General features: G+C 68.8%; 10 protein-coding genes. 3 read left to right on the top strand and 7 right to left on the bottom strand.

What is annotated here, in order from left to right:
* From ABT061_RS45190 to ABT061_RS45175, 4 genes are all read right to left on the bottom strand, one after another.
* Positions 1–894 (bottom strand): ABC transporter permease, encoded by an 894-nt coding sequence (locus ABT061_RS45190; RefSeq protein ID WP_350929867.1) that lies wholly within the window; start codon positions 892–894, stop codon positions 1–3.
* Positions 891–1,814 (bottom strand): ABC transporter permease, encoded by a 924-nt coding sequence (locus tag ABT061_RS45185; RefSeq protein ID WP_350929866.1) that lies wholly within the window; start codon positions 1,812–1,814, stop codon positions 891–893. Before ABT061_RS45185 ends, ABT061_RS45190 begins: the two co-directional genes overlap by 4 nt.
* A 9-nt stretch (positions 1,815–1,823) precedes the next feature.
* Positions 1,824–2,672, bottom strand: a complete 849-nt coding sequence (locus ABT061_RS45180) for an ABC transporter ATP-binding protein (protein WP_350929865.1) — start codon at positions 2,670–2,672, stop codon at positions 1,824–1,826.
* Positions 2,673–3,131: 459 nt separating this feature from the next.
* Complete coding sequence (locus ABT061_RS45175; protein ID WP_350929864.1) at positions 3,132–4,544, bottom strand: ABC transporter substrate-binding protein; 1,413 nt, start codon at positions 4,542–4,544, stop codon at positions 3,132–3,134.
* An 819-nt stretch (positions 4,545–5,363) separates the two neighbouring features.
* Between ABT061_RS45175 and ABT061_RS45170 the strand changes: the two genes are divergently transcribed.
* On the top strand, positions 5,364–6,377 hold the full coding sequence (locus ABT061_RS45170; RefSeq protein ID WP_350929863.1) for an MBL fold metallo-hydrolase: 1,014 nt from the start codon (positions 5,364–5,366) through the stop codon (positions 6,375–6,377).
* Here ABT061_RS45170 and ABT061_RS45165 read toward each other — a convergent pair.
* From ABT061_RS45165 to ABT061_RS45155, 3 genes are all read right to left on the bottom strand, one after another.
* On the bottom strand, positions 6,368–7,207 hold the full coding sequence (locus tag ABT061_RS45165; protein WP_350929862.1) for an SDR family NAD(P)-dependent oxidoreductase: 840 nt from the start codon (positions 7,205–7,207) through the stop codon (positions 6,368–6,370). The genes ABT061_RS45170 and ABT061_RS45165 overlap by 10 nt on opposite strands.
* Positions 7,204–9,621, bottom strand: coding sequence for a CaiB/BaiF CoA transferase family protein (locus ABT061_RS45160; protein ID WP_350929861.1), 2,418 nt, complete (start codon positions 9,619–9,621; stop codon positions 7,204–7,206). The genes ABT061_RS45165 and ABT061_RS45160 overlap by 4 nt, the downstream gene beginning before the upstream one ends.
* Positions 9,622–9,724: 103 nt before the next feature.
* A complete protein-coding gene (locus tag ABT061_RS45155) occupies positions 9,725–10,882 on the bottom strand; it encodes an amidohydrolase family protein (RefSeq protein WP_350929860.1) in 1,158 nt (385 codons plus the stop codon).
* A 145-nt stretch (positions 10,883–11,027) separates the two neighbouring features.
* Between ABT061_RS45155 and ABT061_RS45150 the strand changes: the two genes are divergently transcribed.
* Together ABT061_RS45150 and ABT061_RS45145 are read left to right on the top strand one after the other, a co-directional pair.
* Positions 11,028–11,270 (top strand): hypothetical protein, encoded by a 243-nt coding sequence (locus ABT061_RS45150; RefSeq protein ID WP_350929859.1) that lies wholly within the window; start codon positions 11,028–11,030, stop codon positions 11,268–11,270.
* A gap of 27 nt (positions 11,271–11,297) precedes the next feature.
* Entirely contained in the window at positions 11,298–12,293 is a 996-nt protein-coding gene (locus tag ABT061_RS45145; RefSeq protein ID WP_350929858.1) for a DUF2889 domain-containing protein, read from the top strand.
* Positions 12,294–12,363 lie beyond the last annotated feature (70 nt).

Raw genomic sequence — 12,363 nt, 5'->3', positions numbered from 1 at the left:
TCAGTACCTCCGCTTCTTCGGGTCGAGCCAGGAGCGCATGGCGTCACCGAGCAGGTTCACCAGCAGTACGACGATCGTGATCGCCAGGCCGGGGAAGGCCGCGACCCACCAGGCGTGCGAGAGCTGGTCACGCCCGTCCGCGAGCATCGCGCCCCAGCTGATCTGCGGTGACACCACGCCCAGGCCCAGGAAGCTGAGCGCGCTCTCCGCCAGGATCACCGTTCCTATCTGCAGGGTGGTGAGGACGAGAACGGTGCCGGCGAGGTTGGGCAGCATGTGCCGGAGCAGGATCCGCAGGGTCGGCACACCGGCGCAGCGCAGGCCGAGTACGAACGGACGCTCCCGTAGCGACAGCGTCTCGGCGCGGACCACCCGGGCGTACTGCGCCCAGCCGATCAGAGCCAGTACGAGGATCAGAACGGCGAGAGAACGTCCGCGGCTGGCGATGATCGCGATGGCCAGCAGGATGAACGGCAGGGCGAGCTGCGCCTCGACGAACCGGGAGATCACCGCGTCGGCCGCTCCCCGGTAGAACCCGCTCACCAGTCCGGCCAGCGTGCCGGGGATGGCCCCGGCCAGCATGCCGACGATCGCGATGACGAAGGTGAGCTGGCCGCCGTGGACGATCCGGGACAGGACGTCACGCCCGAGGTGATCGGTGCCCAGCGGATGCGACCAGTTGCCGCCGTCCATCCAGACCGGTGGCTGGAGCGCGTCTCCGAGTGTCTGCAGCGCCGGGTCCGGCAGCGGCAGCAGCGGTGCGGCGAGGCAGATGAGACCTATCACCGCCAACGGCAGCCCGAAGGCCAGCACGGAGCCCGTACCGCGGGCCCGCGCCACCGAGGGCTTCCGCGTGGTCCGCGGGGACTTCTGGATCGTGTTGATCGTGGTCATGCGACACCGTCCCGAATTCGCGGGTCCAGGACGCCGTAGAGGAGGTCGACGATCAGGTTCACGACCACGAACACCGCGGCTCCAAAGACCACGATCGCCTGGATCAGGGAGAAGTCCCTCGTCTGAACCGCCTGGGTGGCAAGGGTGCCGAGTCCGGGCCAGGCGAAGACGAACTCGACCGTGATCGCCCCGGAGAGCAGGGTTCCCGCCTGAAGGGCGATGATCGTGATCACCGGGAGCGAGGCGTTCTGGAGGGCGTGGATCAGCACGATCCGCCACCGGGGAATGCCCCGGGCCTGGGCGGCGGAGAGAAACGCCTCGCCCAGTACCTCGGACATGCTCGATCTGGTGAGACGCGCGATCTGTGCCATCGGTAACGTGGACAGTGTCACGGCGGGCAGGATCAGCGAGCTGAACCCGGTGGACTGCCCGGCGGGTAGCCAGCCGAGGCTCACCGCGAACAGCAGGATCAGCATCAGACCGAGCCAGAACAGCGGGATCGACTGGCCTATCAGCGCCACGGCCGAGGCCAGCCGGTCCGCCAGCCGGCCTTCCCGCAGCGCGGCCCAGATACCCAGGGGCACGCCGAAGAGCACTGCGATGAACATCGCGGCCGCCGCCAGCTGGATCGACGCCGGCAGCCGGCTCTGGATGAGCTCCAGGTTGCTGGAGCCGTATCGGAGCGAGTCGCCCAGGTTCCCGGTCACGAGGTCCCCCAGAAAATGGAGGTACTGGACGGAGAGCGGCCGGTCAAGACCGAGCTGGGCGTTGAGCTGGGCGACCTGCTCGGCGCTGGCGAGATCACCGAGCATCTCCCTCACCGGGTTGCCGGTACCACGGGCGAGGAAGAAGGCGACGGACACCGCGATGATCAGGGTGGCGATACCCTGCACCGCCTTGCCCGCGAGGAACCTAATCACGTCGGCCTCTCAAAGAACGGGGGTGGGAGATCGATGACCGTCACCGGGGATCGAGTCGTCTGACACATGAGCCTGCTCCGCCGAGTTCACCGTCTGCCTGCCGGGAATCGCCGCCAGTAGCCTGCGGGTGTACTCGTGCGCGGGACGGTCGAAGACCTCCGCGGTGACCCCGTGCTCGACGACCTGGCCGCGCAGCATCACGTGCACCTGATCGCAGACGGCGCGCACCACGGCGAGGTCGTGACTGATGAACAGGATCGCCAGTCCCTCGGTGCGACGCAGCTCCAGGAGCAGCCGGAGGATCTGCGCCTGGACCGACACGTCGAGAGCCGACGTCGGTTCGTCGGCGAGCAGCAGGCTCGGGCGGAGCAGCAGAGCGCGGGCGATCGAGACTCGCTGTGCCTGGCCACCACTCATCTGATGAGGCAGCCTGTCGAGCAGGTCGGCGGTCAACCCGACCTTGGCGAGCAGTTCCTCGTCCGTCACCCAGGCGGTCCGCGCGGAATGGATGCCGCGCAGCTCCCGCAGCCCACGACGCACGCTCTGGCGGGGGTCGAGAGAGCCGTGCGGATCCTGCAGGATCACCTGGATCTCCGCCCTGGCGCTCCGCGAGAGCCGCTTGCCGACCTCGATGCCGGAGACCGTGACCTTACCGGTGGAGATCTTCCCCAGGCCGGCGACCGCCATCGCCAGCGAGGTCTTCCCCGATCCCGACTCGCCGACGACTCCGACGATCTCGCCGGCGCCGACGCCGAGTGAGACGTCGTCGACCGCGACGACGGGATGGCCTCTGCGGCCCCGAGCGCGGTGCACGACGGACAGGCGGTCGACGTCGAGTATGCGTCGTTCCTCAGTCATCCGGACCTCCCTTGACGGACAGCGCCTGTGACAGAAAACGGTTCCCCGAGAAGGTGAGAACCCGATGGTGAGCGCGGGCACCGACTCCCGACGGCCATGGAATCGCCACTCCGGCTCAGGTCGGTGATCTCAAACTCACGGTATGGATAACGGCCGGTCGGTATGTTTACCGTAGTGAAGCCGATCTGGACGGTCAAGACATTCCTTATACAAGAAGACATATGTCCCATCAATCACTTACCTATCAGTCGATCGTGGGACGAAGTCGTACAGCGGATCGTCTGCGGCTGGGCGCCCGAACGGGAGTCCGCCAATCTCCTTCCCAGTAGGGCGCGGTGGCCGGATCCACTCTCGACCAGTCAAAGACCAGGGTTCGCGCCAGAATCCCCCACCGGCCGCTCCGCCACGCGAAGGTGGGGGTCCTCCGCCGTTTCGACGGAAGACCCCCGGTGCCCCGAATCAGCTGTCAAGCGTGACCTCGTACATCGAGGGGACCGCGTCGAGCGCGGACTTGAACCCCTTGACCTTGTCGGTCATGCCGTAGGAGATCACCTGGTCGTAGAGCACCGCGTTGCAGGCGTCGGAGTCCAGGACCTTCTTCTCGACCCGGTCGTAAACCTGGTCACTCGCCTCCTGCTCCTTCGCCGAGAGCGCCTCCGCGGTGAGAGCGTCATAGCCCGCCGGGTCGGTGCAGTACTTCACCGCCGCGTTCTTCCCGGTGAAGAAGGCGATGAACGAGTCCGGGTGGGCGAAGACGGGGAAGTTCTGCACCATGTACATCGAGTAGTTCCCGGTGTTGCGCTCCTTGCGGAGCGCGGCGTTCTCCATCGGAACCTGCTCGACCTGGAAGCCCACCGCCTCCAGCATCGCCGAGACCGCCTCGCCGACCTGCTTGTCCTTCGGGTAGAAACCCGTCGTGTACAGGTACCGGAGCCTGGGCGTCCCGCCACTGGCGCCGACCAGTGCCTTCGCCTTGGCCTGGTCGTACTTCTGGTAGCCGATCTCGGGCTTCTCCGGAAGCAGGTCTCCGATGAAGTAGGGCGACTTCCGTGCTCCGACGTCTCCGAAGAGCGTCTTGACGATGGCGTCGTAGTCGATCGCCGCCTGCACGGCCTTCCGGAGGTTCGGATCCTTCAGCGTGCCGTCATTCGAGTTCATGCTGAGCGCCATCTTGTAAAGGGACGGCGCGGAGAGAACATTGGTGCCGGGTGCGCTGTCGACTTCCTCGATGAGCTCGTTCGGGAGGTCGGAGACCAGGTCGGCGCCACCGCTCTGCAGCAGTGCGGCGCGGGTGGACGCGTCCGCGGCCCACGAGTAGGTGATTCCCTCCAGCTTGGGCGCACCCCGCCAGTAACCCTTGAACGCCTTGACCGAGAATTTCTGGCCGGCCTGGAGCGAATCGAACTCAAAGGGCCCGGTACCGATCGGCTTGTTCCCGAAATTGTCCCCGGTCACCTCCGCGTAGTACTTCGGCGGCAGGCCCATCGCGGTGGTCAGCACCTTCGGCATCGCGATGTAGGGAACGTTCGTCGTCACCAGCAGCGAACCATCCGGTTCGGCCTTCACGTCCGTGACCCGCGCGTAGTACGGGGCGAAACCGCTTTTCGGCTCGTCCCGATACTTTTCGATGGTGAAAGCGGCCGCTGTAGCGTTCCACTCCTCGCCATTGTGGAACTTCACACCCTCCCGGACCTTGAATCGCCACTCGGTCGGCGAGACCCGTTCCCAGGAGGTGAGCAGACCGGAGTCGTTCGGCTCCAGCGTCTCCTTGTCGAAACCGACCAACGGGTCGAATACCGGCCCCACGATGCGCAGGGTGCTGTAGAGCGCGAGTGCCGGGTTGAAAGTAGCCGGCTCCGCCGGGAGCACCACTCTCAGTGGGTGCGCGCCGGAGGCGGAACCGCCGGTCGCCTGACCAGAGCTGGTCCCCGCTGAACTCGAACACGCGGTCAACATGATGACCGCCATGGACAGGACTGACAGTAGACGTACCTGCCGTGTACAACGCCGAAGAGATCGCATGGCGCTCCTGTAGAACGACTCGCTGGGGGGGAGAGAGAAGGACGTGCGCGTCTACCGCGTGATTCGCGGAGACGTTGGGTCGCGGAGCGTTCTCCACTACGCGACTTCAGTTCCAACCGGTCGGGATGTAACCGTAGCCGCGTGATCTAGATCATGTCAACGACAAGGGATCGTTACCCGCCGTTAACAGTGCCGGAAGAATGAAGCAGTGCGCGACCGGGACGAAGGAGACTCGCCGCCTGGCCGCCAAAGGCGGATCATCGCAGGTCTCCGGCCGGAACCGCGCTCCTCCGACCCGGCCAGGCGCACGCTCAGCCGCATCGGCTGAGCGCGCCTCGCGTCACAGACCCGGCGGAGCCGGGACGGCGGTCACCACGACTGGTCGGCCCGATCCCATCTCGCGAGTGCGACCGATTTCGACAGCGGGTGCTCAGGGAGTCGGGGTGGGGGCGCACCGGGAGGCACGGTGTCGGTCACCGTGGGGGTCGGCTCGGGCGTGGGTACGACCAGTCTCCGTCGGCGGCGTCGGGGCGTCCGTGGGCGTCGGGAGTGGCGGAGCGATGGTGGCCTGGACGGGCCGGGGTGGGGCAGGGAGTTGGAGTGGGGGTACGCCACGATCGCAGCGAGGTTCGAGTGGAGATATTATGTCTAATTAGTTAAATTATATAGATGCCCCCTTCTCTTGAATGGACAGAGCCTGGCGCCTTCGAGGTGGCGAGGAACGTCTACCGGATCCCGTTGCCCATGCCCAGCGACAGTCTGCACGCGGTGAACGTCTACGTCCTGTACTCCGACGACGGCCTGGTCCTCATCGACGGCGGGTGGGCCGTTCCCGAGGGGCGGAATGCGTTGATCAAGGCGCTCGCGCACCTCGGTGCCTCTCCCCACGACATCCACCGGTTCCTGGTCACCCATGTGCACCGCGATCACTACACCCAGGCCGTGGCCATGCGGCGGGAGTTCGGCGCCGGGGTGGGTCTCGGGCACGGCGAACGGGCAACGCTGGAGCTGATGCGGCAGCCCGATCGAAGCCCGCTCACGAACCAGATCGCCACGCTCCCCGAACTGGGCGCACCGGAACTCGCCCGCCGGCTCGGCGCCACCCAGGGTGAGCGACGCGACGTCACCGAGTGGGAGACACCGGACGAGTGGCTGGAAGAGGGGCCCATCCCGCTCTTCGCAGACCGGGTCCTGCACGCGGTCTCCACCCCCGGCCACACCGCGGGACACCTGGTCTTCCACGATCTGGAGAACCGTCTGCTGTTCGCGGGCGATCACGTGCTGCCCGCCATCACCCCCTCCATCGGGCTGGAGGCGTCACTGTCAGGCAACCCGCTCGGCGCCTTCCTGAACTCGCTGGCGGTCGTCCGGTCACGCCCGGACGCGATGCTGCTGGCCGCCCACGGGCCGGTCGCCCCGAGCGCGCATGCCCGCGTGGACGAGTTGATCGCCCATCATGACGAGCGCCTGGACGAGATCCACCGCCTGGCCGACAGCGGCGCCGGCAGCCCCGGGGAGATCGCCCAGGCGATGCGCTGGACCCGCCGGGGACTGCGGCTGACCGAACTCGCCCCCTTCAGCGGGATGATGGCGGTGTTCGAGACGACGGCCCACCTGGAGCTACTCGTCGCCCAGGGTCGCCTGTCCATGTCGATGCGGGACGGTGTCCGGCACTACCGCTGACGGGGCGCGCCGGATCCGAGCTCCCTCTCGAGGCGAGCCACGAGTTCCGTGTCCCGCGAGCGGCGTACGTTCGAATACTCCCGGATGTGGGGCCCGGCGACGTGTATCACGTGGCCGTTGATGTCGGCCGCCTGTTCCGAGGACAGGTAGGCCACCACCCTGGCGACGTGGGACGGGTCGAGGTCGAGTGCCCGAGGGGAGTATCCGGCGTCGATCGCGGCGGCCGACATCCTGGTACGCGCGCCAGGTGACAGGCCGTTGACGGTCACCCCGGTGCCCTCGCAGTCGCGGGCGAGGCTCAACGTGGCCGACCAGACCGCGGCCTTGGCTGCCCCGTAGGCGACGCCGCCGCCCGGCGCAGCTGTCAGAGCCGCCTCGGAGACGGTGTTGACGATCCGTCCCCAGCCGTTCTCCAGCATGCGGGGCAGGGCGGCCCTGATCGTCCCCAGGGTCCCCGTCACATGGACGGCGAAGATCCGCTCGATGAGCCGCGTGTCCGTCCCGTGCAGCCGGCCGCCGCCGGTGATCCCGGCGTTGTTCACCAGGATGTCGATCCGGCCGAAGACGTCCAACGCGGCGGACACGGCGGCCTGCGCGCCCTCGAAGGTGGAGACGTCCGAGGTGTCGGCGACGGCGGTTCCGCCCTCGGCGACCAGCTCCGCCGCGGTCGCGGCGCCCACGTCCTCCGCGTCCCCCGAGCCGTCCACCCCGCGGCCCACATCGTTGACGACCACCGCCGCGCCCGCGCGGCTCAACGCCAGCGCGTGGGCACGCCCCAGTCCACGCCCCGCCCCGGTGACCAGGGCGACCCGACCGGCGAGAGAGCTCATCCGGCCACCTCCCGAGGTGAACGACTACCGAAGACGACATGGTCACGCATCAACCGGGCGATCTCGTGCTCGGTGTAGCCGAGCTCGGCGAGGATCGTCCCGGTGTGCTGCCCGATCAGGCACCCTGCCGCGACCCGCGCCGGCGTCCGGGTGAAATGGGCCTGCGGGCCGTGTCGCAGCACCGCGCCGAACAGCGGGTGAACGACCTCGGCGACCGCTCCGACCGCGCGCGACGAGGGGTCGGACAGAGTGAACTCGGAGGGCGTTCCCTCGTACACCGCGGCGCAACCGACCCCGCACGAGCTCAGCCGTTCCTCCCAGACCTCAGCCGGGGCGTGCGAGAACGACTCGGTGAGAACCGCGACCAGCTCGGCGTCGTGCTCACAGCGCGCGTCCTTGCCGGCGAAGCGCGGGTCGTCCAGCAGATCCGGCCGCCCGAGCCCTCTGGCCAGCGCCTCCCACTCCCGTCGTCGCGGCGCCGCGAGGAACACCCAGCCGGTCGAGGCCGGGTAGAGGCGGTACAGGGCGTGCAGACCGTACTGATCCAGGTCGGGCCGGGCCGCGGCAGGCTTCCCGTCGTAGGCGACGAAGTCATCGGAGTACGCGTAGGCGTTGCCGCCGATCATGGAGGTGAACGCGTACTGGCCCTGGCCCGTTCGCCGCTGGTGACGCAGCGCGAGGAGGAGCGCGGAGCAGAGCGCCAGAGCCGCGTTGGCGTCGCCGTCCGCCACACCGCTGATCCTCGCCTCCAGCGCCCGGATGGTCGGGAGATCCTCACCGGCCGCCCGGCTCGGGTCAACGGCCGCTCCCGCCTGCCGGGGGAACGCCCCGGCGACGGCCGCCGCGATCGAGGCGTAGATCGGCCGGCTCGCGTAGGGGCCGGACGGCCCGTAACCGGCGCCGTGCAGGTAGACGAGGCTGGGGTTGAGGTCGCGGAGGGTCTCCCGGCCGATGCCGAGCCTCTCGGCGACACCGGGGCGGAAGCCGAGTACCAGGGCGTCGGCCCGCCGCACCAGCCGGCGGACGATCTCCTGGCCCGCCTCCGTCTTCAGGTCGACCGCCAGGCTCTCCTTGCCCTCGGTCGTCTTGGCCCCGCCGACCTCGTCCGCGCCGAAGCTGTGCCGCATCGGGTCGCCGCCCACGCCCTCGATCTTGATCACCCGCGCGCCGAGGGCGGCGGCCAGGGTGCAGGCGAACGGCATCGCGTAGAAGTTGCCGAACTCCAGGATCGTCACGCCCTCGAGCGGATGCCGGGGCGCCTCGGAGCCGGCCCGCCGTACGGGCGCCGGTAGCGATATCTCTCGCCTGAGGTCGTCGAGCGCCGGGGCACTGCCCCGGACGACCGAGGGTGTCAGCTCGAACGCCGCGACCGGGCCCACCTGCTTGACCGGGCCGAGGACCGGGTCCTGAACCTCGATCACGTGCCCGTTGTGCAGAACCTGCGCGTGGCGCAGGCCCTCCTCTCCGGTGGCCACGAGTTCGAAGCCGACATCGGGCTCGGCCAGCAGCAACGGCTCCCACTCTGCCCAGGTCCGCTTCCGGAACCTGTCCCTCAGCAGGTCACCAAAGGCCGCCGCGTCCTCCTCCCTCTCGAAGTCCGGCGCGTGCCGGAAGCGCTCGTCATCCCAGGTCCACCGCAGACCCAGCGCCCGCGTGAGGCCTTCGCTCTCCGCGCGGAGCATCGTCGTCCAGAGCACCCAGCGGCCGTCCTCACTGCACAGGGCACCCGCCGTCGCCCGGACCTTCCCGTCACCGGACGGCCGCTCTGGATGAGCCAGTTCGTACTGCCGCATCATCAGCCCGAAGTAGTCCAGCGGTGAGAGCCCCTGCAGCAGCGAGGTCTCGACACGTTGCCCCTCCCCCGTCCGGTCGCGGACGATGAGCGCCGCGACGATCGCCTGCAGCGCCAGCTGCCCCGCCCCGTGGCTGGCCAGGGGCGGCGCCAGGAGGTGCGGGCCAGGGCGGGCGCTGCGGCGCCGGGTGAACCACCCCGTCTTGGCAGCCACCACCGCGTCGTACGCCCGTAACCGGGAGTGGGGACTGCCCGGTGGGAAGCCCCTGACCGAGCAGTAGACGAGGCCGGGATTTCCGACTGACAACTCGTCATAGCCGAGGCCGAAACCGGCGGCGACCGAGTCGGCGAACCCCTCGACGAGCACGTCGACTCGCTCGGCGAGGGCACGCGCCTCCGCGCGGCCCCGCGGCGTGCGGAGGTCGACGACCGCGCTCTCCTTCCCCCGGTTCCAGGCCAGGAAACCGGATGGCGAGAGCCGCCGCAGGCGGTCGCCCGAGGGAGGCTCCACCTTGATGACACGTGCCCCGTTGTCGGCGAGCAGCATGCCCGCCAGCGACGTGGCGATGCTGCCGCTGCCCAGTTCGAGGACCGTGAGGTCCGCACAGATCCCGACGGCCATCAGTGCTCTCCTACGCTGCTCGTCGAACGGTGCCCGCGCACCACCGCGTCCTGGAAGCGGAACGGCGGACCGCCTGTGGGCGATCCGCCGCTCCTCCGGCCCCTCAGAGGTTGCCGGGAGGCTCTCCGATGTGCGGGAAGAGCTCGGCGAAGGCCCCGACCGTGATGCGATGACGGACAGCCGGGTCGACGTCGTCGAAGAGCTCGTGCAGCGTCTTCTGGGTGTGCCCGTAGGTGCCCTCGAGGTGCGGGTAGTCGCTGCCGAACATGACGTTCTGGTAGCCCATGCCGACCACGGTCTGCACGGCCGTCTCGTCGTGCTGGAAGGAGACGTAGACCTGGCGGTAGATGAACTCCTTGGGCAGCATGGACAGCACCGGGCGGACGAACATCGAGTGCTGGCGGTAGCCCTCGTTCATCCGGTCACCCAGGAAGGGAGCCCACGCGGCACCGCCCTCCGAGACCAGGACCTTCATGGTCGGGTGGCGGTCCAGCGCGCCACCCGTGATCAGCTGGGTCACCGCCCGCTGCCCGCCGTAGGTGGTCTCGACGTAGTTGAGCACGGCGCCGCCAGGGCCACGGAAGGGCGCGGTCTCACCGTCGGTGCCGATATGGATCGTCAGGATGAGGCCGGTCTCCTCGATCGCCTGCCAGAGCGGCTCCCAGACGTCGTTGTTGTAGGAGGGCAGGCCCTGCGGGGGAACGGTCGGCAGGAAGACCGCGTAGAAACCGGCGGCGGCCGCGCGGTGCACCTCGGCGACGGCGTCCTCCACCCGCAGCAGCGGGAGCGTGGCCGTGACGACGAGGCGGTTCGGAGCCACGTGCTGGATCTCCGACAGAGCCCAGTCGTTGAGTGCCTTGGCACCTTCACGGATGAGGAGCGGGTCCTTGATCTGGTTGGCCCACATCCCGAGCGAGGGGAAGGTCAGCTCACCCCAGATGCCCTCCTGGTCAAGGTCCTTCAGCCGCTCGACCGTGTTGCCGGCACCCGGGGGACGGGAGGAGAGCGTCGCGATCGTCTCGCCGGCGAACTCCCCGTCCCTGATCGGCTTGGGCAACGGGCGCCGGATGGTCTCGCCGTCGATGTAAACGGTCTCCCAGCCGTCCTCCTTGACGGAGCGCGGCATCCGCTCCGCGAGAGCCGGCGGAAGGATCTGCTGGAACAGGTTCTCCGGCTCAAGGAAGTGCGAGTCCCCGGAGTTCGCCCAGATCTTCTTCTCCATCGAGTTGCCCTTCTGTGCTGCGGGGCCGGCGTCCAGCACCCTTAGTTGATCTTATTATACGGTGTATAAAAGAAGCGTCAAGGCTGTTGTGAATAATTATTTAGCCTATTAAGCTCTTTCTGAGCGGCGACGGCAACAGCCGGTGACCGCGCACACCGCCCCCCTACCAGCGAGAGGAGTCCTCATGCACGACGACGAAGAAGAGGTCTTCGGCGAACCGAGCTTCGAGCTGAGGCTTCGTGACGGCGAGCCACTCGTGAGCGGCTGCTACTTCATGCACCCGGTCATCGAGGTGCGGGCCGCCGCGTGGGACGACACCCAAAAAGACCGGCTCCTGGTCACGGCGACGGACGGCAGCGAGTGGTACGCCGACGGCGTCTCCCGCACCGGTCGCGTCAACATCGTGCTCACCCCGATGCGGGACTGACATCGGGCCACGAGAGAAGGAGACGGAGTGGCTGTCGAACTTCCTCCCGGACTGAGAGCACGAGGACCGGCCGGAGCCACACCCGCGCGACGGCCGGGATCGGTCCGGCGCACCGCGTCCATCGACATGCGGTGGCCGGGCGGCCGGGGCACCCGCATGCACCTGCTCGGACGCTCCCGGGATCTGCTCACCCCCTCGGACGGCGGCCCGCCCCGGGTGCTGGCGGAGGACGAGCTGCGCGTCGGCGTCGCGCTGGACCGGGCGATCGAGGACATCGAGGCCACACCGCCTCGGCCGTCGATCGGTGCGCTGGTCGGCGCCCGCGGCGGCGGAGGCTACCGGAACGCGCTGGACGAGGCGATGCCCGAGGAACGAGCGGCGGGCACCCCTCTCTACCTGCTCCTCGACGACTTCGCCGGCGCCACGCTCATCTCCGGCTTCGCATACTCGCAGTGGATGACGGAGTGGGCGGCTCCCGTCGTGGGACAGCCGGCGCCCCGGCGTCGCATGGAGGGCATCTGCATCGGTTTCCAGCCGGGATCCAGCGCGCTGTCCCGCGACGGGGGCGTGAACCACACACAGCAGGTCATGCCGGTCCCTCCGCTGGAGCGTCCCGATGACCCGCTGAGCTGGCACCGTCTCGAACACATCACCGAGGTCTCCACGCGCCGGGCCCGTCGCATCGACGTGCGCGTCGGCGAGGTGATCGAGATCGAATCGATGTTCCAGGACAGCACGACGGTCCCGGCGGGTGGCCGCGTCGCCGTCCACGAGTACCGTCTGGAGGCCACGGCCGATCCGTCGACCGGCGCACTGCTGTCGGTCCACGCCGACCCTCGGGTGCTTCCCTACCGGGAGTGCCCGCTGGCGGCGACCAATGTCCAGCGGCTGGTGGGGACACCCCTGCCGGAGCTGCGCCGCGTCGTCCTCGACGAGCTCAGGGGGGTCCACGGATGCACCCACCTCAACGACGCCCTGCGGGCCCTCGCCGAGGTCCCGGTCCTGGTCCGATCCCTTCTCTGAGGCCCTGCCTCCGTGCCCGGCAGGGCGGCGAAAGCGGCTCGCTCCCCACCCCCCGCGGGGGGTGGGGAGC

Source organism: Streptosporangium sp. NPDC002544 (genome assembly GCF_040295965.1).
Taxonomy (GTDB): Bacteria; Actinomycetota; Actinomycetes; order Streptosporangiales; family Streptosporangiaceae; genus Streptosporangium.
This window is presented reverse-complemented; position numbering and strand designations above follow the sequence as displayed.